Genomic DNA, 21,296 nt, shown 5'->3' with positions numbered 1-21,296 from the left:
TCCTCTCGGCTATCCTATTTGGATTTTATATAATTGACACCATCAGCCTTAGGGGCAACCGCCTTACCAAAGAAGGCTGCCAAAACTAGGATGGTAATGATGTAAGGAATGGTTTTCAGGTAAGGTCCAGGGATATGGGCCAAAAATGGAATTTGGCTGGTACTGTTGACCAGGGACTGAGGAAGCCCAAAGAAGAGACTGGACACCATGGCTCCGATTGGATTCCAGCGACCAAAAATCATGGCTGCCAGGGCGATAAAGCCAGGTCCAACGATGGTACCGATACTGAAATTATTTGAATTCAGTTGGACATAGGCAGCACCACCGACACCACCGAGGAAACCTGAAATCAGGACACCAGCATAACGCATTAGCGAAACATTGATTCCTAAGGTATCTGCAGCTTGGGGATGCTCACCGACAGACCGTAGGCGCAAACCAAAGCGAGTCTTAAAGATAATAAAGTAGGCCAAGAAAGAAAAGACAATGGCCACATAGGCTAGGAAGGGAATGTTGGTGAAGAAAATTCGACCTAGAACAGGAATATCTTTCAGAACTGGCACGGAGCTGGTACTGAAGTTGATCTTAATGGTTGGCGTTTGCCCATTACCATTGTAGAGGAAACGACAGAGAAAGACCGCCAGGGATGGCGCAATCAAATTAAGGACCGTACCTGAAACGACATGGTCTGCTCGGAAGTTAATGGTAGCCAGGGCATGGAGGCAGGAATAGACCAAACCAACTAGACCTGCAACCAAGCAAGCTATCCAAGGCGTAGCCTTCCCAAACTGGTCGGCGAAAGTTAGGTTAAAGACAACACCCGAGAAGGCTCCCATAACCATGATACCTTCTAGGCCGACATTAACGATACCACCTCGTTCGGAAAAAGTTCCTCCGATAGAAGTAAAAATCAAGGGGGTCGCATAACTAAGGGTTGAGGCCACAATTGTGGCAATAACTGCTATCATGATTTTCCTCCTTTGCTAGCTGCTTTTTGACGAGGTTTAATGTAGCGACGAATAATATAATTAGAACCAACAAAGAAGATAATCAAGGCAGAGACGACATCAATAACTTCTTGGGGAACATCCTGCATCCCGGTTTTCCCGATGGCTAAAATACCATAAAGCAAGGCCGCAAAAGGAATGGCAACCGGATTATTAGAAGCCAAGAGGGCCACCGCCATCCCATCCCAGCCAATTTGCAAGGAAGAATACTGTTCAAAGAAATTCTCGAAGTAACCCAGACCATAGACGGCCCCTCCCAGTCCAGAGAGGGCACCTGAGATGACCATGGAAAGCGCAATGGTCCGTTTGGCAGACATCCCAGCATATTGAGCGGCATCAGGGTTGAGCCCAACAGCCGTAATCTCATAGCCAGTCTTGGTCTTCTTCATGAGGAACCAGACAAGGACTACCGCAATCAAGGCCATAAAGAAGCCAAGATTGAAGTGGGAACCTCCCGTTAGATTTCTCAGAAGTTCTGTTTGATAGGAAGCTGATTGGGAAACCTTTTGGGTTGCTTCTGTTGTTCTCATAATTGATTTGGAGAAATTACCGATCAGCCCTTGGGTTACATAAAGAACGATGTAGTTCATCATGATGGTGACAATAACTTCGCTGGTTCCAAGATAGGCTCTTAAGATACCAGGGATGGCGCCAATAATCCCACCAGCTACCAAGGCAATGACTACCGTTGCAAGAAGGGACAAAGGTTTGGGCAAGTCTGGATGCATGAGAGCAAACCAAGCAGCCACGAACCAACCAGCCAGTGCTTGACCAGGTAGGCCGACATTAAAGAAACCAGCCTTAGAAGATACAGCAAAGCCAAGCGCAATAAGAATCAGCGGCCCTGTTTGCGCCAGTACTTCGCCGATATTCTTAACAGAAGAAAAGAGAGACGTATAAATCAAGTCATTGTAGGCAAAAAGGGGATTGTAGCCAAAGGCCAGCATGAGGATAGCTCCTGCTATCATCCCCAAAAAGACAGCAATCAGCGGAACTGTCCAATTCTGCATTTTACTAGACATGTGCTTCCTCCTTGTCTAATTGGCCACCTGCCATGAGAATACCAAGTTCCTGCTTATTGGTTTGACTAGGGTCTAAAATCCCTTGGATTTTACCATCGTGAATAACAGCAATCCGGTCAGATAAGTCCAAGATTTCATCCAATTCAAAGCTGACAACAAGTACAGCCTTGCCCTTGTCCCGTTCAGCTACCAGTCGCTTGCGGATATACTCAATGGCACCGACATCCAGGCCACGTGTTGGTTGACTAACGACCAGCAAGTCTGGGTCTCGATCAATTTCCCGAGCGATGACAGCCTTCTGCTGGTTCCCACCAGAAAGAGAGCCTGCAGAAACTAATTCACTAGCAGCTCGGACATCAAATTCCTCCATCAGGCGTCTCGCATTTTTGTTAATATAGTTATAATCCAAAACACCATGATGACTAAAGGGCTCTTTGTAGTAGGTTTGTAGGGCTAGATTTTCAGCTAGGGTCATCTCTAAAATCATACCATCGCGATGACGGTCTTCGGGAATATGACCAACACTCAATTCTGTAATCTGACGAGGACTGGCATCTGTGACTTCCTTGCCCTTAATTTTAATGGAGCCTGACTTAACCTTGCGCAATCCAGTAATGGCCTGAATCAATTCGGTCTGGCCATTACCATCAATCCCAGCGATACCAACAATTTCGCCCCCCTTGACATCAAGGGAAAGCCCCTTAACCGCAGGCACACCACGATTCTCATTGACATGCAGATCCTTGATGGCTAGGATGGTATCCTTGGGTTGGGCAGCCTTTTTGTCAGTCTTGAAAGAAACAGCTCGTCCTACCATCATCTCAGCCAGCTCCTTGCTGCTGGTTCCTTCTACTGAAACCGTCTCAATTGATTTTCCGCGACGAATTACGGTCACGCGGTCAGCAACAGCCCGAATTTCATCAAGTTTGTGGGTGATGAGGATGATGGATTTGCCTTCCTTGACGAGGTTGCGCATAATTTCCAGTAAATCAGCAATTTCAGCTGGTGTCAGAACAGCCGTAGGCTCGTCAAAAATCAAAATATCGGCCCCACGATAGAGGGTCTTAAGAATTTCCACCCGCTGTTGGGCACCAACAGAGATATCGGCAACTTTGGCATCAGGATCAACAAGCAGACCATATTTCTCCGAAAGCTCCTTAATCTCCTGACTAGCCTTCTTCAGGTCTAGCATGCCACCCTTAGTGACTTCACTACCAAGAATAATATTTTCGGTAACACTAAAAGCATCTACCAGCATAAAGTGTTGGTGAACCATGCCAATCCCTAAATTAGCAGACTTGGAAGGTGAATCCAACTTAACAGATTTTCCTTTGAGAAAAATCTCTCCCTCGGTTGGTTCCAGCAAGCCTGATAGCATATTCATCAGGGTTGATTTGCCCGCACCATTCTCACCGAGTAAGGCGTGAATTTCTCTAGACCTAACGTCAAGATTGATATGCTCATTGGCAGTAAAATCACCAAACTTTTTAGTGATATTTAGCATTTCAATGACAGTTTCTTGTGTCATAGATGTTCCCTTTCTTCTTAATTTTTAGGACAGTTAAGAGACCCATTGAAGTTATGATTTTAAAAAATTCATTTCTTATACTCTTCAAAAATCAAAACTATCCATCGTTAACTCACTTTGCCGTACCCAAGTACAGCCTGCAGTTCGTTGCCTTGACTATTTTTGATTTTTATTGAGTATTAATCCAGTCTCTTAACTGAGATAAAAATCTCAGCCTTACCCTGAAAAAGCGACCCATTAGGTCGCCCTTTCAAGACTAAGGAATTAGGAAGGAGCTAAATCCATTTGGCTCAGCCAGTGATTTTGCTCTCCTCTTTTTAATTCACTTATTTATTTTTGACACCGTCTTTAACGGTAACCTTACCGTCAATGATGTCCTTCTTAGCAGATTCAACAGCTTTTTTAGTCTTTTCTGGTAGGTTGTTGGTAACGATATCAACACCCTTGTCTTTCAAGCCATAAGTTGTTGTCTTAGCTTGGAATTTCTTACCATCCAATTCATCGTTGGCAATATCCTTAACAACCGTACCAACTTCTTTGATGGTAGAGGTCAAAACAAAGTTAGATTCTTTATCGCTAGCCTTGTAATTACCTTCATCTGTTTGGTCACGGTCAACACCGATTACCCAAACCTTGTCCTTGCTATCTGCAGAAAGTTTTTGGTCAATATCTTTAGCAGCGGTGAAGACACCTGTTCCTGAAGCACCAGCAGCGTGGTAAATGACATCTGCTCCACTTGAGTACATAGAGTCTGCGATACCCTTACCGTTGGTAGCATCATTGTAGGAACCAACATACTGGACGTCTACCTTGATATTTTTATCAACGGAAGCAACCCCTTCTTTGAAACCAACTTCAAAACGCGTAATGGTATCAGACTTAACCCCACCGACAAAACCAACGTGGTCAGTCTTGGTTTGCATAGCTGCTGCAATACCAGCTAGGTAGGCTCCTTCATTATCCGCAAAGAGGACACTAGCAACATTCTTTTGACCAGTAACTTCTGAGTCAATCAAAACATAATTCGTTTTTGGATTAGCCTTTGCTGCATCGTTGATAGCATCATGCAAGTTGTAACCAATACCAAAAACGAGGTTGTATCCCTTGTTTTGAGCAGCATCAAGGTTAGTAGCGTAGTCTGACTCACTCTTAGATTGGAAGTAAGTGTAGTCCGTCTTTTCTTTGAGCTTGTTTTCCTTACCCCAGGCCTTCATGCCTTCCCAAGCTGACTGGTTAAAGGACTTATCATCAACACCACCAGTATCTGTAACGATGGCAGCCTTCACCTTACTGGATGATGACTGAGACGAACGGCTACATGCACCAAGTGATAGGATGGCAACAGCTGCCAAACCTAAGCCAATAAGTTTTTTGTTCATCTTCATGAATGAACTCCTCCTTAAAAAGTCGCAACTAAGTTGCAAAATATCTTAAACCCGAAGGTCTAATCCAAATCTTTCGCAGGTCCTAATTCACGGCCCTGGAATGAGTATGGTAATAACTCACCGACTGTCATCTCGACTGTCGCACCATCTTTAGCAATTAAAGTCACTGGGCAAGCCAAGTCAAAAAACTCAGCCATTACCTGACGGCAAGCCCCACAAGGTGAAATTGGACGATCTGTCTGGCCATAAATAGCCAGTCCAGCGAAATCCCGATAGCCTTCAGAGATAGCCTTAAAAATAGCAGTCCTTTCGGCACAATTGGTTAAACCAAGGCTGGCATTTTCTATGTTACACCCCTCAAAAATCTGCCCGGATCTAGTCAGTAAGGCTGCTCCGACTGGAAAACCCGAATAGGGGACGTAGGCTCTTTGGCTTGCCTGCTTAGCCAGCTGGACTAGGTCTAGATTACTGGTCGCCACTTGCCTTTTCTCCTTCAACAATAGCGACACCTGCTGATGCCCCAATTCGACTGGCACCAGCCTCTACAAAAGCCTTGGCATCCTGGTAAGTCCTTGCCCCACCAGAAGCCTTGACACCGACCTGATCACCAACAGTCTGACGCATCAAGGTCACATCAGGAATGGTGGCCCCACCAGTTGAAAAGCCGGTTGAGGTCTTGACATAATCTGCACCAGCCTTAACGGCCAGTTGGCAGGCTCTGACCTTTTCTTGATCCGTCAAGAGACAAGTTTCAATGATGACCTTGAGCAGCTTGTTGCCACTTGCCTCAGCGAGAGCATGAATGTCTGCTTCTACTGCAGCATCATTTCCAGCCTTTAATTCACCGATATTGATGACCATATCAATTTCGTCTGCGCCATTAGCAATAGCTTCCTTGGCTTCAAAAACCTTAGTCGCTGTGGTATTGGCTCCCAGAGGAAAACCAATGACGGTACACACCTTAACATCTGAATCTTTCAGCACTTGAGCACAGTAGGCAACCCAATAGGGGTTGACACAGACCGAAGCGAAATCATATTCCTTGGCCTCAGCCAGCAATTTATCAATCCCTTCCTTGGTTGCATCTGGTTTTAACAAGGTATGGTCAATGTATTTATTAATTGCCATTTCTCTCCCCTAATCAATAATTTTTAATATCTCTTTTGTCTGCACTTTTTCGTTACTTATTGTAACATTTTTTGCGAATTCTGTAATCTTTTTTTGAGGAATTTCTTGATTTGAATAGATTTTTGCCAACAAATCTCCTTTTGTAACCGCATCCCCCAGTTTTTTATCGAACAAAATCCCAGCATCATAGTCTAAATGGTCGGTTTTTACCGAACGACCAGCTCCAATTTCCATGGCAAAATGACCAAAGTAGAGCGCAGGAAGTTTAGCTAGATAACCACCTTCATCAGCCCTGACTTCATAAACAAAAGCAGTCTCGACCGGCCGGTAAATATCCTGCACCTGGCCCCCTTGGGCAGCAATCAGCTCTTCAAACTTTTGTAAGGCCTGCCCCTGGGTCAAGTGCTCTTTGATTTCTCTCAGACTTATTCCTTTGCCACCAAGCTTTAACATGATTTGTGCCAGTTGACAGATGAAATCCCTTATATCCGAACGCCCCTGCCCCTTCATGATTTGAACCGCTTCAAGTATCTCTAGCCGGTTGCCAATGGCTTGCCCCAGTGGCTGACTCATATCGGTCATGACGGCAATGGTCTGACGTCCAACTTCTTTTCCTAGACTAACCATGGTTTTAGAGAGTTCTTCTGCTTGCTCCAGAGTCTTCATAAAGGCACCGTCACCAACTGTAACATCCAGCATAATAGCATCGGCGCCAGCAGCAATTTTCTTGGACATGACTGAGCTGGCAATCAGAGGCATGGTATCGACAGTAGCCGTCACATCGCGCAGAGCGTAGAGCATCTTATCCGCCTTGACCATTTGCTCCGACTGACCAATGACAGCAATCCCCTTTTCTTGCACCTGCCTGATGAAGTCAGCTTCTGGAACTTCAACCTTAAAACCCTTGATGGATTCTAACTTATCCAAGGTTCCACCAGTATGCCCCAGACCTCGCCCACTCATCTTAGCCACGGGCACTCCAAAACTAGCCACCAAGGGGGCTAAAATCAAAGTCACCTTATCTCCGACCCCACCGGTTGAATGCTTGTCCACCTTGATACCAGGAATTGCTGATAGATCTAGTTGATCTCCTGATTCGACCATGGCCATGGTTAAATCTCTGGTTTCCGCCAGGGTCATTCCCTTAAAATAGGTCGCCATGGCAAAGGCTGACATTTGATAATCAGGTACTTTTCCTGCCACATAGGCAGCAATCAGCCATTGGATTTCCTCAGTACTTAATTGGCCACCATCACGTTTTTTTTGAATTAAATCAACTGCTCTCATTCTTTAATGCTCCTCAAAATATAATATCCCTTGTCCTTCTTGACTACTTCGACATTTCCAAAAACCTGCGCCATCTTAGCTTTGGCACTGGGTGCCCCCTGCTTCTTTTGAATGACAGTGGTTAAGCTACCACCTGGCTTAAGATGATCGTAAGCTCCCTCTAAAATATCATGCACTACCCGCTTGCCAGCACGTATAGGGGGATTACTGATAATCTGATCAAACTGTCCCTTTACCTGGTCGTAAATATTGGACTGATAGGTGTCCACTTCAACCCCATTGCGCTTGGCATTCTTTTGGGCTAATTCCAAGGCACGCTGGTTAATATCAACCATGGTTACTTTTAAATTTTGAACCTTGGCCAAACTGATTCCCAGGGGACCATAGCCACAGCCAAGATCGAGCAAGCTTTGGCCAGCAGAAAAATTCAGGACGGACAAAAGGGCCTGACTGCCATAATCAATCATCTTCTTAGAAAAGACGCCGGCATCCGTATAGAAGTGAAAGTCTTCCCCTAGTAACTGGACTCTCAAATCATGAATATCGTGCTCGGCATCTGGATTTTCGGCGTAGTACATCTTGCCCATATTCTTTACTCACTCCATTTTTAAAGTCACTCCATTTTAACATAATTTGTGCTACAATAAGCCTATGTCTCATGAATTTATCAATTTCGAAGAAGTCAGCAGACAGACCTGGCAAGGACTGCACCAAGCTGAACAGGCCCTACTGACGCAAGCAGAGTTGGATTCCATCAAAAGTCTTAATGACAAGATCGATATTCAGGATGTGAGAGAAGTCTACCTGCCCCTCATTAGCCTGATTCAGATTTATAAAAATGCCCAAGAAAACCTCAGCTTCGCCAAGGGAATTTTCTTGCAGAAACAGGCTAAAAAGAGGCCCTTCATCATTGGCATTTCAGGCTCAGTTGCGGTCGGCAAATCCACCACTAGTCGTCTCCTTCAGCTACTCTTGGCCCGAACTTTCAAAAATAGCCAGGTCCAAATGGTGACAACAGACGGCTTTCTCTACCCCAACCAAGTTTTAAAACAAAAGGGGATTCTGGACAAGAAGGGATTTCCCGAAAGTTATGATATGGAAAGCCTCATCAACTTCTTGGATGGTGTAAAAAATGGTCAGACCATGTCCATCCCTGTCTACTCCCATGAAATTTATGATATTGTCCCACAGAAAAAAGAGACCATTGAGGCGGCAGACTTTCTCATTGTTGAAGGTATCAATGTTTTTCAAAACCAACAGAACCATCGTCTTTATATGAATGACTACTACGACTTCTCAATCTATATTGATGCAGAAGTCGCTCATATCGAGAAATGGTATCTGGAGCGTTTCCAAACCCTTTTGAAATTAGCCCAGGCGGATAAGAAAAACTACTACTATTCTTTGACAAAATTGAAGCTGGAAGATGCCCTGGCCTTTTCTAAAGAGACCTGGGAAAAAGTTAATTTGGTTAATTTGGAAAATTATATCGAGCCAACCCGTAATCGAGCTGAACTCATTCTTCACAAATCCCAAAATCATAGGATTGATAAAATTTACCTGAAAAAGTGATAAAGGCTTGTCAAACTTGGCTATTTCCTTTATAATGGAATGGTTAGTAAAAATGGAGGTGAAAACTTTGGCAAATATTAAATCAGCTATCAAGCGTGCTGAACTTAACGTTAAGCAAAACGAAAAGAACTCAGCTCAAAAATCAGCTTTGCGTACTGCAATCAAAGCTTTTGAAGCAAATCCATCTGAAGAACTTTTCCGTGCTGCTAGCTCAGCAATCGATAAAGCTCAATCTAAAGGATTGATTCACAAGAATAAAGCTAGCCGTGATAAAGCTCGTCTTGCAGCTAAACTTGGCTAAAATTCACCTCCTTCTGGAGGTTTTTTTATGGCTCAAAATCGGGATACTAGTGCGCAACAAAAATCGTCCTTGCTAATAATGGCACTACGCAGAAAAAAATTGGATAATCACTTACTGGTTCGCTAATAAATCCAATTGCTTGGTATAACTTTCAGGTTTTGAGTTTAAATCAGTATAAAAGGCCCTTCGCAAGCAATGGCGAAGAGGCCTTTTAAGCATTTAATTTAATTTCAAAAACCGTTCCCTTGGGGTCATTGTCTCGGACGCTAATCGTCCCCTTTAGGGCTTCGACAATCTGCTTAGCCAAGGAGAGTCCTAGACCAAAACCACCCGTTTGCCGGGTTCTGGCCTTATCAATCCGATAAAAGCGATCGAAAATCTTTGTCTTATCTTCTTCACTAATTCCTGAGCCATTGTCTGCGACCCTGATGACCAGCTTCCTATCACTACTAGCCACATCAATACTGATGGCACCATCGTCTCCAGTATACTTAACCGCATTATCAAAGAGGATGGTCATGACTTGTTTAATCAAGGTCTTATCAGACTTGATGGTCGTCTCTAAGCCATTGTGGCAGGATAAGTCTTTTCCATTTTTCTCAGCGATGAGGCCATAATTCTCAAAAATCTTATCAAAGAATTTTGGCTCAATTTCTTCAATCTCAGGATTAAGCAAATCATCCCGTCGGGCTAAATTTAGCAGGTTGGTGGTTAAAATCCGCATATTGCGGACTTCTTCCAAGCTTGAGGCCACTGTCTCGTAATTGTCTAAGATGGTTTCATCAGGCTTACGAAAGAGGCTCTCAAGCCGATTCTGGAGAACCGTCAGAGGCGTTCTCAACTCATGGCTGGCATCCTCAACAAAGTTCTTCTGCTTCTCATAGCTTTCTAAAATTGGCTTGCGAGACCAGTTAGCCAGATAAACACTAGCAAAGACAGATATGAGCCAGAAAACAATCATCACCGTAATGATAATAATTTGATAACGAGAATTGGCACTATCTAACTGGTTGACACTAATAGCAATAGTCGCATAGGCCACCTTGGGGAATTGCTTATCTTTAACCGCTACGGTCTTATAGCGGTAATGCTCCTTCTCACGAAAGCTACCACTAACACTAATCTCATTCACTTCGCCAAGCTCGCTCTTATCAATTTGTAGCTTGTTAAGACCTGAAAGAATCTCTGAGCTATTAAGAACCTTACCATTCTTATCGTAAATGATGGTTTCAATGGTGGCATTTAATTCCACATGGGATTTGTTGGAACTTTGATAGAGACCCGAATTGGCATTGCCCGGCAGGGTTGTCCCATTTCCCAAAAATTCATCACCGTCAGTAAAAACAGATAAGTCTGCATTATTCTTACCATCAAAGGCAGAGTAAAGACTGGCCCGATACATATTCATATAGACATAAGAATCAATGCTATCGACAGCCTTGTTGAGATTATCATCTACTGACGAGTAAATTCCTATCCGCATAATTTGCAGAATCAGGATAGTCATGACCAAGAAAATGACTGTGAAGACGGATAAAAAGTGAAGAAAAGTCGAGAAACCTTCAGAAAAGATTCTCTTCTTCAACCTATTTAACATCCTTTAGAATATACCCCACACTGCGTAGTGTTTGAAGACATTTTTCAAAATCAGTTCCCTTTAATTTTTTACGAATTTTAGAAACATAAACTTCGACAACGGATACGGTTGTATCACTATCAAAGCCCCAAATTCGGTCAAAAATTTGCGTTTTAGGCAAGATGACATTTTGATTTTGAAGGAAATAAACTAGAAGGTCAAATTCCTTACCCAAGAGTTCAACAACCTTACCGTTTACTTTAACAGTATTGGTTGATGTATCACATTCTAAATCACCGTAGGTCAGCAACTTATCGTTAATTTTACCTGAGCGCTTCAAGAGAGCTTGAATTCGCATCTTCAATTCTTCCAAATAGAAAGGCTTGGTCAAATAGTCATCCGCCCCAAGTTCGAAGCCATGCCCCTTGTCATCCAGAGCTTCTTTGGCTGTAGTAATCAAGACAGGGGTAACGACACCCTTATCGCGCAACTCCTTAAGGACGGTAAAGCCATCTTTTTCTGGCAACATCAAATCAAGCAAAATCAAGTCATAAACACCTGTTTCTGCTTCAAATAGACCTTCTTCTCCATCAAAAACTTGGGTGACTTCAGCAAAATCATCCAGGAAATCATAAACGGAATTTGAAAGGCTCAAATCATCTTCTACCAACAAAATTTTAATCATTGAACAATACTCCATTCTTCACTCTATCTTACCATATTTCTAAGAACTTGTCCCAGTCCATTGCGACTGAGAAAGATAAAATATCAGCCGAGATTGACTCCCAAATCCTAACAGGACTGGTAGAATTATCTCATTAAATTTTTGAGATTTGTTTCAGTCTAACAATACTAGCTGAAATAGGTCTAAAACCCTTACAAAAAAGGGCCTAGAAGACTTTCTAGACCCTCCTAATCTTATTTCGCAACTGCCATGTCAATAGCAACTTGAACGGCAGCCTTTTCTTTCTCAATTAAATCAACCCGAGCAGCAATTTCTTTAATCCCCATGGTGATGTTTCGGGAAATCGCCATATCGTCTAATTGAGGCTCAAAGAAATCCTTATAGTCCTGCAGGCTCTCCTGAGTCTTGAAGCTATTGGCTGGATAAATGACAAACTTGTCAAAGCTCATATCACCGCCGAGGGCCGCCTTAATCCATTCCCAATTCTCTTTGGCCCAAGTCCAAACCTTGGTCTGAGTGAAAGGATGTTGCAAGAAGTAAGCATACCAAGTCGATAGGTCTTGGGGTTTGACCGCATCCTTGTTTTGCCATTGTGTCAAAATATGGTCCAGACTGGCCCCATCCTTAGTATTGGCTAAGGCACTAGCAACTTGTCGTTTGAAAATACCATCAGAGCTTGCGACATAAGCATCCAAATACTCTTGAACAAGTTCAGGAGATTCGGCATGTTTCATCTCGTTGATGAGGACTGAGGCACGAATGGCAGCTGGAATGGACTCAAGTCTGCCTTCATAGCTTTGGAAAATCTCATGAGCCTGAGCTACTGCCTTTTCATCATCTGCCTTGAGTATGAGACGGATAGCCGCTTGGCGAACCATTTCATCCTCATCAGCTTCCCCTGCTTGTTTTTCAAAACCTAGACGGGCAAAGTTCTGCTCGGCAGCCCTTCTAATCAACTCCTTAAAATTGGCCTCACTATCAGAACCTTCATCAATGAAGCGATCCAAGCCTGAGATAATCTGCTCACCAGCCGCTGCAACCATATAAGAAGTTTGGTCAGACAGCATGGCTAACAGGGGGACCAAATCTGCGTAGGAAATTTCCCCACTTTCTGCCAAGAGGCGACGCTCCTGAAGGACCTGCAACTGGCTGGTCTTATCCAAACCAGCAAAGTCTGCCAGTAGGCTATCCAAAAGTTGCCCCTGATAATTGGTGATATAGTGGGCTGTATTATCGGTATTTAATCGAAGTGCCCCTTCATTTTTCGCTGCCAATTCGGAATAGTTAGGAATGCTAATGCTAGCTTCTGAAAGAGTGTCTGGCAGACCAGACCAATTACTATTGAGAGGGATTTGCCAGAGACGGTTTTTATCCTCATGCTCCCCAATAAAGAATTGCTTCTGGCTGAGAATAAGCGTATCATCCTGAACTTGCGCACTTACAAGGGGATAACCTGGTTGCTCCAACCAAGCATCCATAAAACTAGCGACATCCTTACCTGAACTTGCCGAGAGCGCATTCCAGAGATCCCGACCGATAGTATTACGATACTGGTGTTTCTCAAAGTAGGCCTTGAGGCCAGCCGCAAAATCTTTGTCCCCTAACCAGCGACGTAACATATGCATGAGGCGACTGCCCTTAGCATAGACGATAGCTGGATCAAAGAGGGTATTGATTTCATCGGGATGATTGACAGCAACATGGACGGATTGAACCCCATCGGTGGCATCGCGCTTGAGAGCCAAAGGAACCCCCGTCGTTTGGAAATCTTCAAAGATATTCCAGGATGGTTCTATGGCATCAACAGATACATATTCCATCATATTGGCAAAGGATTCATTGAGCCAGAGGTCATCCCACCACTTCATGGTAACCAAATTACCAAACCATTGATGGGCTAACTCGTGGGCAATGACGAGAGCAACCTGCTGGCGACTTTCAGCAGTTGAGTTCTCGTCCAGGACCAAATAGATTTCTCGGTAAGTAACCAGCCCCCAATTTTCCATAGCACCTGCTGAGAAGTCAGGCAGGGCCAAGTGATAGGAATGGGGAATAGGATAGGCTACCCCATAGTAATCTTCGTAGAAATCAATGACACGAACAGCAATATCCAAGGCAAAGTCCAAGGACGAGGCCTTGTGGGCTTTAGTGGCAAAGATAGCGACCTCTGTACCATTTTTGGTTGCAGCCTTTTTGGCTTGCAAATCCCCCAGAGCAAAAGCTAAGAGATATGAAGACATCCTTGGGGTCGTCTCAAAGGTCCAGACTCCAGTTTCCTGACGTAGGTCAACGTTGGTCTCTGGCATGTTGGAGATGACCACTTCACCTTCTTCTTGATCAAACTTAATGGCCAAGTCGAAGCTAGCCTTGGCTTCTGGTTCATCAATGGCAGGAAAGGCTTCGCGAGCAAAATGGCTTTCAAATTGGGTCGCAATGACTTCTTTCTTCACCCCATCAACCTTATAGTAGGAGGGATAAATACCTGTCATATTATCCGTGATATGACCAGAAAATTCCAGAACCAGGGTCATACTACCCGTTTCAGGTAACTTGAGGTCAACAGCTTCTCTGGCATCATCCTCTTCAAACTCGACGGGCTGATTATCCAAAAGGACGGAGGAAATGGTCAGATTTTTCTGGTGGAAAGAAACCTGGTCACTAAGGGCTTCACCACTGATAGCGACGTTACCTGAGAAGGTCTTCTCTTTGCGATTAATCTCTAGAAAAATATTGTAGTTTTCAGGTACAAACTTATCAATAAAGCGTTCTACTGAATTCATAAGACTCCTTAATTATTGATGATTATAATTTACACTCCTCAAATGACATCATAGAGACAGTTAGAATACCCCTAAGGCGGACCCTACCAGCTCAATCCCACTTTCTTGGCCAAAATTTGAAAAAAGTGATGGGGCTTGCTTGGATAGATTGTCTTCCTTTAGATGACATGAGGATTATCGGTACTGATAGGCCAAAAAAAGATTGGCCAAAACCAATCCCAATTATAACATATTCATTACTAAAGTTCGATAATTTTTCCTGTTTTGAGATAGACAACCCACTCACAGAGATTACGGGCATAATCACCGATTCGTTCTAAGTACATCAAAACTTGGAAATATTCCTTAGCCGCAAAAGCCGCATCAGGATTAGCCTTGATAGCTTCAACTGTCATATTTTGTGTCTCAACGAAGAGATTGTCAATATATTCATCATTAGCGGCCACTGTATAGGCAGCTCCTTCGTCTGCCTTGATATAGACATTCATAGCTTCTTCAACCATATCACGGACAGCCCGACCCATCTTATTGATAGACTCTTCTACTTCTTCAATCCGTTCTTCACCCTTCATCCGAATAGTTGCCTTAGCAATGGCTGAAGCGTGGTCACCCATACGCTCAACATCGCTGGAAGCCTTGAGCACTGTGACAACGGAACGTAAGTCTGTAGAAACTGGCTGTTGAAGGGCGATAATCTCTAAGGACTTCTTCTCCAACTTAGTTTCATAATTATTGACAATTTCATCAGACTCAATGACTTCCTTGGCCAACTGACGATCATGACTGATAAAGGCACGAACTGTCTTACTGATTTGAGAACTGACTTCCGTTCCCATCGCATAAAACTGATTATGCAACTTATCTAATTCATCTTCAAATTGTGTACGTAACATAAGCAAATTATTTCTTTCTATCTATTTAGTCGGTAGACACTAACCAAATTTACCGCTAATGTAATCCTCAGTTTCTTCATGAGCAGGATTGAGGAACATTTCTTTAGTTGAGTTAAATTCAACCAAATCTCCAGCAAGGAAAAAGCCAGTCTTATCAGAAATTCGCGAAGCCTGCTGCATCGAACGAGTTACAATTAACATGGTGTATTTATCTTTAAGCCCATATAGGGTTTCTTCAATTTTACCAGAAGAAATCGGATCAAGGGCTGAAGTTGGCTCGTCCATTAGAATAATTTTGGGACTGGTTGCTAAAACCCGGGCAATACATACCCGCTGCTGCTGGCCGCCTGAAAGCCCCAAGGCAGAATCATGGAGACGGTCCTTGACCTCATCCCAGATGGAAGCACCAATTAGGGAAGACTCAACGGCTTCATCGAGAACTGCCTTATCATGAACCCCCTTAATCCTAAGACCATAGGTCACATTTTCGTAGATGGTCATGGGGAAGGGATTCGGTTGCTGGAAGACCATCCCGATTTCCTTACGTAGGGCGACCGTATCCGTCCTAGGACCATATATGTTATGACCATTGTAGGTGATTGCTCCGGTCAAGGTAACCTCTGGATTGAGATCCCCCATCCGATTGATAGACCGCAACAAGGTAGACTTTCCCGAACCCGATGGCCCAATCAAAGTTGTAATTTCATTGGGCATGAAATCCATATTAATATTGTTCAGAGCTTTTTTCTTATTATAGTAAACAGATAAATCTCTGACCTGCAATATTGGTTCTGTCATAAGGTCCCTTTCTAACCAAAGCGTCCAGAAACGTAGTCGCTTGTTGACTGACATTGTGCATTTTGGAAGATATGTCTGGTCTTATCATACTCAATCAAGTCACCCAAATAAAAGAAGGCGGTATAATCACTGACACGAGCGGCCTGTTGCATATTGTGGGTCACAATGATGATGGAATAATCTTTCTTGAGCTCAGCCATGGTTTCCTCCAATTGCATGGTTGCGATGGGGTCAAGAGCTGAGGCTGGCTCGTCCATGAGTAAAATATCTGGTTTTACTGAGATTGCGCGAGCAATACATAGTCTTTGTTGCTGACCACCTGATAGGGTAAAGGCTGATTTGTGCAGGTCATCCTTGACCTGGTCCCAAAGGGCAGCCTGTTTTAGCGAGGTCTCAACAATCTCGTCCAAAACCTTCTTATCCTTCACTCCTGCTCTTTCATGGGCAAAGGTAATGTTTTTATAAATAGATTTGGCAAAGGGATTGGGTCTTTGGAAAACCATGCCGATATGCTTACGCATTTCGTAAACATTGATTTCTGGACGATTGATGTCAATTCCCTCATAGAGGATTTGACCGATTACCTTGGCAATATCAATGGTATCATTCATCCGGTTAAGGCTGCGTAAGAAGGTAGATTTTCCACATCCTGAAGGCCCAATAAAGGCCGTAATTTTATTTTTCTCGAACTGCATATCAATGCCTTTGATGGCCTCTTTGGAACCATAGTAGACATGAAGATCCTTGGTTTCTAGGGCCAAATCCTTGCCCTCAAAACTCATGATATAGCGTTCGTCCCAATTGTATTCAGTCATTAGTCATCCTCTTATTTTGCAGAAGTTAATCTAGCATGGAGTTTCTTTCCAAGATAGCGGGCGGATAGATTGAAAATCAAGATGAAAATCAAAAGCACAGCTCCACTACCAGCAGAAACCATGGTAGCATCTGGGATAGTCCCTTCACTATTAACCTTCCAAATATGAACAGCCAGGGTTTCCGACTGACGGAAAATTGAGATAGGGCTATTGATACTTAAAGGATTCCAATTGCTCCAATCAACCGCTGGTGCAGATTGTCCCGCTGTATAAATCAGGGCAGCAGCTTCACCAAAGATACGACCAGAAGCCAGAACGACCCCAGTAATAATACTTGGAATGGCTTCTGGAATCACCACATGAATAACAGTTTCCCAGCGCGATAGACCTAGAGCCAGTCCTGCTTCCCTTTGGGTATGGTGGATATTGCGAAGACTATCTTCAACCGTCCGAGTCATCTGCGGTAAGTTGAAAACGGTCAAAGCCAGGGCACCAGAAATAATGGAGAAGCCATAATGAAATTGGACAACAAAAATCAGATAACCAAAGAGACCAACAACTACCGATGGCAGAGAGGACAAGATTTCAATACAGGTCCTGACAAAGTTAATTAGGCGCCCCTTCTTGGCATACTCTGATAAATAGATTCCTGCCCCCATAGAAAGTGGGATGGAAATGATCAAAGTAATCAAGAGCAAAAAGAGAGAATTATAGAGCTGGATACCAATACCACCGCCAGCCTGATAGGCTGAGGATTTCCCTGTCAAAAAGTGCCAGCTTACATGAGGTAGTCCACGCACCAGAATATAAAGAATTAGGGCTGTTAAGACTGCCACGATGATCCCTGCAATGGCATAGAGACAGGCAGTCACCAGCTGATCAATTTTTTTAGCGTTCATAATTTACTTTTTTCTCCCTAGTGATGAACTTCATCAACATATTGAAGGCCAGACTCATAATCAAGAGAACCAAGGCAAGGGACCAGAGTACATTATTTTGCACCGTTCCCATGACCGTGTTTCCAATACCCATGGTCAAGACCGAAGTCAAGGTTGAGGCTGGTGTAATCAGAGAGGTTGGCATAACCGGTGAGTTTCCGACAACCATTTGAATGGCCAAGGCTTCACCAAAGGCTCTAGCCATACCAAAGACGACAGCTGTGAAAATACCAGGCTTGGCTGCTCTCAGAACAACCCGCCAGATAGTTTGCCAGCGGGTAGCTCCCATGGCCAGGCTCGCTTCCCGATAGTGACGGGGCACTGAGCGCAGGCTATCGGTTGTCATAAAGGTCACCGTTGGCAGAATCATGACAAAGAGGACAAAGACCCCTGAGAGAATCCCAAAACCAGTCCCACCAAAGAGGGTCCGAACAAAGGGCACAACAACCTGTAAACCGATAAAACCGTAAACAACGGATGGAATCCCTGTCAGCAATTCAATGGTTGGTTGCAGTAATCTAGCCCCACGTTTGGGCGAAATCTCTGTCATGAAGATGGCCGCCCCAATGGCAAAGGGAGTGGCAATCAAGGCGGACAAGATGGTAACAATAAAGGAACCCGTAATCATGGGCAAGGCGCCCATAATATAATTACCGTGGGCATCCTTAACCGTCGGTTGCCAATTTTTTCCAAAGAGGAAATCAAAGATATTGACCCCATTAACGAAGAAGGTCGAAAGGCCCTTCTGGGCAACAAAGATCAGAATCATAGCTACGATAAAGACGATCAAGATTAAGCATAGAAATGTGATGGTCTTTCCGAATTTTTCCAGCCGTGAATTTTTCGATGGCGAGGTCAGTTGCTTCGCCAAATCTTGTTTTTTCATGAAAACTCCTTAGAAGAGATGGTGGGCTATAAAAGCCTATTGGGTTGGCACTAACTCTTCAAAAATCAAAACTATCCATCGTTAACTCACTTTGCCGTACCCAAGTACTGCCTGCAGTTCGTTGCCTTGGCTATTTTTGATTTTTATTGAGTATATAATGTCACCCACTCATCGTCCAATCTAGACTTATTTGGGGGTTACCTTGCCTTGGGCATCCTTTTTGACCTTCATCTCATTAATTGAGATATAACCCATTTTCTTAACCACCCGTTTTTGAACCGTATCACTATAGACATAATCCAAAAACTCCTTGGTCAAGCCCTTAGCCGGGCCCTTGGTGTACATATGTTCGTAGGACCAAAGGGGCCAGTCATTCGTTGTGACGTTTTTAGCATTAGCTTCGTGGCCATTTAACTTGATGGTGGCAACGGAATTGTCAACATAGGCAAAGGCCAGATAAGAAATCGCTCCTGGCGTTTGAGCAACAATTGAGCGAACCATTCCATTTGAGTCCTGCTCCTGGCTCTGCTTGCTAGCCTTATCCTTCATAATGACACTATCAAAGGTCGAACGCGTTCCAGACCCTGCTGCCCTATTGATGATGGTAATCTCAAGGTCCTTACCACCCAGTTGTTTCCAGTTGGTGTATTGCCCACTGAAAATCTTCTGTAACTGCTGGCTGGTGATATTCTTCATGCCGACTTTCTTGTTGACAATCACCGCAATCCCAGCGACAGCAACCTGGTGGTCGACTAATTGACTAGCATCAATACCATCCTTTTCCTCGGCAAAAACATCGCTATTACCGATTTGGACTGCTCCAGACTGGACCTGAGAAAGGCCTGTACCAGAGCCACCCCCCTGGACATTGACGGTCTTCCCTTGGTTTTCCTCAGAGAAGATATCTGCTGCTCCTTCAACCATCGGTTGTAGGGCGGTGGAGCCAACGCTAGTGATATTCTCCCCTCGGTCAATCCAAGAGGCACAAGCCGATAGACAAAAAAGAGCTGCCCCCATCATGGTCAGGAAAAGAAGACGCTTTTTATTCCATTTTTTCATTTTTAAATCCTGTAATTGTTTTCAAAATCAAGCATAATCAGTCTGTTATTAGAAGCATCAAACTTCTTATCTAATCATATCATATTAGACTTATTTTTGATATATGGCACATCAATGTAACAAAACTGTTACATCAGGAGAAAAAGCGCAGGCCCTTGGGAAAATAATTCTTCAAGGTTCCATTGACCAGCTTGGCAAAGCCAAGGCCATTTCCCTCTACCAAAATCTGATACCAGCCATTGGCTAGATTGCTATCCACGGTCAGGGTATTACCAGAAACATAGGTTTTAAAATCTGTCTCAGTCAAGGTCAGACTATGTTTGACCTGGTCACTAGCAAGGGCTAAACCGAGGGCGAAGGCTGGCTCAAAGCGCTTCTTTTTAAAGGTTCCCAAATGCAGACCATTGCGAGCAATTTTAATCTTGGCCAAATCTGGCAGGCCCTCAGGCAAGCAATAGAGCTGGTCACCAAAGACCTGGAGTAGACCAGATAGTTCCACCAGAAGGTTCTCCTTAGCAAAGTCCTGCCAAAGCCTCTTTTGCTCGGGGGTCAAATTACTCCTAGCTGGTTTGAGCTTTTGTGGCTTGCTAGGAGTTGGTCGCCTATCCTGAAAGTGGGCAAGGAATTGTCCCTCGCCTTTAAAACGATGGGGATACATCCTTGCCACCTGGGGCATGCCTATGCCTCCAACCATGCCATTAAGTTTCTCAACAGGCAGGAGCTCAAGGTCTGGGTAGGTCTCTAGTAGCCAAGTCACTACGGCTTCGTTTTCTTCTGGGGACCAGGTACAGGTCGAATAAACTAAACGACCACCAGGCGCCAGCATGGTCATGGCCTCAGTCAAAATCTCTTTTTGGAGGCGAGCACATTGATCTGGATAGTCCCCACTCCAATACTGACAGGCATCTGGGTCCTTGCGAAACATCCCTTCACCTGAGCAAGGGGCATCTAAAACAATGAGATCAAAGTAATTTTTAAAGACCTTAGCTAGACCTTGTGGACTTTCATTGGTTACCACGACATTGCTTGCCCCGAAACGCTCGACATTCTCAACTAAAATCTTACTGCGTTTTTTGGAAATCTCGTTACTTATGAGAATCCCCGTATTATCCATATAGGAGAGCAAATGGGTCGTCTTCCCACCGGGGGCAGCAGCCAAATCCAAGACTCTCATACCTTTTTGCGGTGCTGCAACTTGAGCCACCATCTGAGCAGCTGGCTCCTGCGAATAAACCAGCCCAGTTACGTGCTCAATGGATTTGCCAGAGACCTTACCATAATGTCCCCAAAGACTATTGGGAATAGGCTGAGGAAAGGATTTTTGAGCTTTTTTCAAAGGGTTGGTTCGAAAGGCTGAGACTGCTTCTTGCTGGAAAGAGGCCAAAAAATCAGCCGCCTCATCACCTAGTAAGTCTTGATTATTTTCAATAAATTCCTTGGGCAAAGTCATAGTTTTATTATAACAAAAAGGCTAGAGGTTTACAGCCATCTAGCCTTTTTTACCTATTCTGGACAATAGATTTTTGTATTACTTCCTCTAAAAGAATATTTAGAATCGGAAGCCATTCCATCCAGAATAAAACCGATTAGTATAGTGTGATCGATAGGTTGGTCGTCGGTAACCGGTAAAGTCATT

At 44.0% G+C, this 21,296-nt stretch carries 20 protein-coding genes; 2 read left to right on the top strand and 18 right to left on the bottom strand.

What is annotated here, in order from left to right; all coding sequences use genetic code 11:
- Positions 1 to 14: 14 nt before the first annotated feature.
- The 8 genes from DYE66_RS06085 to DYE66_RS06050 form a co-directional block, all read right to left on the bottom strand.
- A complete protein-coding gene (locus DYE66_RS06085; protein ID WP_115325039.1) occupies positions 15 to 968 on the bottom strand; it encodes an ABC transporter permease in 954 nt (317 codons plus the stop codon).
- Positions 965 to 2,029: an ABC transporter permease gene (locus DYE66_RS06080; RefSeq protein WP_003000289.1), complete on the bottom strand. Its 1,065-nt coding sequence runs from the start codon at positions 2,027 to 2,029 to the stop codon at positions 965 to 967. The genes DYE66_RS06085 and DYE66_RS06080 overlap by 4 nt, the downstream gene beginning before the upstream one ends.
- On the bottom strand, positions 2,022 to 3,557 hold the full coding sequence (locus DYE66_RS06075) for an ABC transporter ATP-binding protein (RefSeq protein WP_002999829.1): 1,536 nt from the start codon (positions 3,555 to 3,557) through the stop codon (positions 2,022 to 2,024). The genes DYE66_RS06080 and DYE66_RS06075 overlap by 8 nt, the downstream gene beginning before the upstream one ends.
- 326 nt (positions 3,558 to 3,883) lie before the next feature.
- Complete coding sequence (locus DYE66_RS06070) at positions 3,884 to 4,936, bottom strand: BMP family lipoprotein (protein ID WP_164785580.1); 1,053 nt, start codon at positions 4,934 to 4,936, stop codon at positions 3,884 to 3,886.
- A 65-nt stretch (positions 4,937 to 5,001) separates the two neighbouring features.
- The gene (locus DYE66_RS06065) at positions 5,002 to 5,421 is read right to left on the bottom strand and encodes a cytidine deaminase (RefSeq protein ID WP_003000209.1); all 420 of its coding nucleotides are present in this window, start codon (positions 5,419 to 5,421) and stop codon (positions 5,002 to 5,004) included.
- Complete coding sequence (deoC, locus tag DYE66_RS06060) at positions 5,408 to 6,070, bottom strand: deoxyribose-phosphate aldolase (protein ID WP_003000531.1); 663 nt, start codon at positions 6,068 to 6,070, stop codon at positions 5,408 to 5,410. The genes DYE66_RS06065 and deoC overlap by 14 nt, the downstream gene beginning before the upstream one ends.
- Before the next feature lie 9 nt (positions 6,071 to 6,079).
- Complete coding sequence (locus DYE66_RS06055; protein WP_115325038.1) at positions 6,080 to 7,357, bottom strand: pyrimidine-nucleoside phosphorylase; 1,278 nt, start codon at positions 7,355 to 7,357, stop codon at positions 6,080 to 6,082.
- Positions 7,354 to 7,944 carry a class I SAM-dependent methyltransferase gene (locus tag DYE66_RS06050; protein ID WP_003000150.1) on the bottom strand — a complete coding sequence of 197 codons (591 nt, stop codon included), beginning with the start codon at positions 7,942 to 7,944 and terminating at the stop codon, positions 7,354 to 7,356. Before DYE66_RS06050 ends, DYE66_RS06055 begins: the two co-directional genes overlap by 4 nt.
- Before the next feature lie 64 nt (positions 7,945 to 8,008).
- On the opposite strand from DYE66_RS06050, the gene coaA reads away from it, so the two are divergent.
- Both coaA and rpsT read left to right on the top strand, forming a co-directional pair.
- Complete coding sequence (coaA, locus tag DYE66_RS06045) at positions 8,009 to 8,929, top strand: type I pantothenate kinase (protein WP_003000552.1); 921 nt, start codon at positions 8,009 to 8,011, stop codon at positions 8,927 to 8,929.
- Positions 8,930 to 8,981: 52 nt separating this feature from the next.
- Positions 8,982 to 9,230, top strand: a complete 249-nt coding sequence (gene rpsT / locus DYE66_RS06040; protein WP_019782614.1) for a 30S ribosomal protein S20 — start codon at positions 8,982 to 8,984, stop codon at positions 9,228 to 9,230.
- Positions 9,231 to 9,441: 211 nt separating this feature from the next.
- Here the strand turns inward: rpsT and DYE66_RS06035 are convergent, their stop codons facing one another.
- The 10 genes from DYE66_RS06035 to DYE66_RS05990 form a co-directional block, all read right to left on the bottom strand.
- Positions 9,442 to 10,827 carry a sensor histidine kinase gene (locus DYE66_RS06035; protein ID WP_044124002.1) on the bottom strand — a complete coding sequence of 462 codons (1,386 nt, stop codon included), beginning with the start codon at positions 10,825 to 10,827 and terminating at the stop codon, positions 9,442 to 9,444.
- Positions 10,817 to 11,491 carry a response regulator transcription factor gene (locus tag DYE66_RS06030; protein WP_003000322.1) on the bottom strand — a complete coding sequence of 225 codons (675 nt, stop codon included), beginning with the start codon at positions 11,489 to 11,491 and terminating at the stop codon, positions 10,817 to 10,819. Before DYE66_RS06030 ends, DYE66_RS06035 begins: the two co-directional genes overlap by 11 nt.
- Positions 11,492 to 11,724: 233 nt before the next feature.
- Entirely contained in the window at positions 11,725 to 14,271 is a 2,547-nt protein-coding gene (locus DYE66_RS06025) for a M1 family metallopeptidase (RefSeq protein WP_003000585.1), read from the bottom strand.
- Positions 14,272 to 14,510: 239 nt separating this feature from the next.
- Positions 14,511 to 15,164, bottom strand: a complete 654-nt coding sequence (gene phoU, locus DYE66_RS06020; protein WP_002999777.1) for a phosphate signaling complex protein PhoU — start codon at positions 15,162 to 15,164, stop codon at positions 14,511 to 14,513.
- Positions 15,165 to 15,203: 39 nt separating this feature from the next.
- Positions 15,204 to 15,962: a phosphate ABC transporter ATP-binding protein PstB gene (pstB, locus tag DYE66_RS06015; RefSeq protein WP_115325037.1), complete on the bottom strand. Its 759-nt coding sequence runs from the start codon at positions 15,960 to 15,962 to the stop codon at positions 15,204 to 15,206.
- Positions 15,963 to 15,973: 11 nt separating this feature from the next.
- Positions 15,974 to 16,777 carry a phosphate ABC transporter ATP-binding protein PstB gene (pstB, locus tag DYE66_RS06010; RefSeq protein ID WP_115325036.1) on the bottom strand — a complete coding sequence of 268 codons (804 nt, stop codon included), beginning with the start codon at positions 16,775 to 16,777 and terminating at the stop codon, positions 15,974 to 15,976.
- Between the two features lie 11 nt (positions 16,778 to 16,788).
- Positions 16,789 to 17,676, bottom strand: coding sequence for a phosphate ABC transporter permease PstA (pstA, locus tag DYE66_RS06005; RefSeq protein WP_003000336.1), 888 nt, complete (start codon positions 17,674 to 17,676; stop codon positions 16,789 to 16,791).
- Positions 17,666 to 18,601 (bottom strand): phosphate ABC transporter permease subunit PstC, encoded by a 936-nt coding sequence (gene pstC / locus DYE66_RS06000; protein WP_003000490.1) that lies wholly within the window; start codon positions 18,599 to 18,601, stop codon positions 17,666 to 17,668. The genes pstA and pstC overlap by 11 nt, the downstream gene beginning before the upstream one ends.
- Positions 18,602 to 18,787: 186 nt before the next feature.
- On the bottom strand, positions 18,788 to 19,660 hold the full coding sequence (locus DYE66_RS05995) for a phosphate ABC transporter substrate-binding protein PstS family protein (protein WP_115325035.1): 873 nt from the start codon (positions 19,658 to 19,660) through the stop codon (positions 18,788 to 18,790).
- A 133-nt stretch (positions 19,661 to 19,793) separates the two neighbouring features.
- On the bottom strand, positions 19,794 to 21,110 hold the full coding sequence (locus DYE66_RS05990; protein ID WP_115325034.1) for an RsmF rRNA methyltransferase first C-terminal domain-containing protein: 1,317 nt from the start codon (positions 21,108 to 21,110) through the stop codon (positions 19,794 to 19,796).
- Between the last annotated feature and the right edge of the window lie 186 nt (positions 21,111 to 21,296).

It is taken from the genome of Streptococcus downei MFe28, assembly GCF_900459175.1.
Lineage (GTDB): Bacteria > Bacillota > Bacilli > Lactobacillales > Streptococcaceae > Streptococcus > Streptococcus downei.
The sequence above is the reverse complement of the archived record's forward strand: the minus strand, read 5'-3'. Positions and strand labels throughout refer to the sequence as shown.

Coding starts and splice junctions, on each gene's coding strand:
- pstB (WP_115325036.1), bottom strand. CDS start 16,777: ATGACTGAATACAATTGGGACGAACGCTATATCATGAGTTTTGAGGGC.
- DYE66_RS05990 (WP_115325034.1), bottom strand. CDS start 21,110: ATGACTTTGCCCAAGGAATTTATTGAAAATAATCAAGACTTACTAGGT.
- pstC (WP_003000490.1), bottom strand. CDS start 18,601: ATGAAAAAACAAGATTTGGCGAAGCAACTGACCTCGCCATCGAAAAAT.
- DYE66_RS06050 (WP_003000150.1), bottom strand. CDS start 7,944: ATGGGCAAGATGTACTACGCCGAAAATCCAGATGCCGAGCACGATATT.
- DYE66_RS06030 (WP_003000322.1), bottom strand. CDS start 11,491: ATGATTAAAATTTTGTTGGTAGAAGATGATTTGAGCCTTTCAAATTCC.
- DYE66_RS06070 (WP_164785580.1), bottom strand. CDS start 4,936: ATGAACAAAAAACTTATTGGCTTAGGTTTGGCAGCTGTTGCCATCCTA.
- phoU (WP_002999777.1), bottom strand. CDS start 15,164: ATGTTACGTACACAATTTGAAGATGAATTAGATAAGTTGCATAATCAG.
- DYE66_RS06025 (WP_003000585.1), bottom strand. CDS start 14,271: ATGAATTCAGTAGAACGCTTTATTGATAAGTTTGTACCTGAAAACTAC.
- DYE66_RS06085 (WP_115325039.1), bottom strand. CDS start 968: ATGATAGCAGTTATTGCCACAATTGTGGCCTCAACCCTTAGTTATGCG.
- coaA (WP_003000552.1), top strand. CDS start 8,009: ATGTCTCATGAATTTATCAATTTCGAAGAAGTCAGCAGACAGACCTGG.
- deoC (WP_003000531.1), bottom strand. CDS start 6,070: ATGGCAATTAATAAATACATTGACCATACCTTGTTAAAACCAGATGCA.
- DYE66_RS06035 (WP_044124002.1), bottom strand. CDS start 10,827: ATGTTAAATAGGTTGAAGAAGAGAATCTTTTCTGAAGGTTTCTCGACT.
- DYE66_RS05995 (WP_115325035.1), bottom strand. CDS start 19,660: ATGAAAAAATGGAATAAAAAGCGTCTTCTTTTCCTGACCATGATGGGG.
- DYE66_RS06080 (WP_003000289.1), bottom strand. CDS start 2,029: ATGTCTAGTAAAATGCAGAATTGGACAGTTCCGCTGATTGCTGTCTTT.
- pstB (WP_115325037.1), bottom strand. CDS start 15,962: ATGACAGAACCAATATTGCAGGTCAGAGATTTATCTGTTTACTATAAT.
- pstA (WP_003000336.1), bottom strand. CDS start 17,676: ATGAACGCTAAAAAAATTGATCAGCTGGTGACTGCCTGTCTCTATGCC.
- rpsT (WP_019782614.1), top strand. CDS start 8,982: ATGGAGGTGAAAACTTTGGCAAATATTAAATCAGCTATCAAGCGTGCT.
- DYE66_RS06055 (WP_115325038.1), bottom strand. CDS start 7,357: ATGAGAGCAGTTGATTTAATTCAAAAAAAACGTGATGGTGGCCAATTA.
- DYE66_RS06075 (WP_002999829.1), bottom strand. CDS start 3,557: ATGACACAAGAAACTGTCATTGAAATGCTAAATATCACTAAAAAGTTT.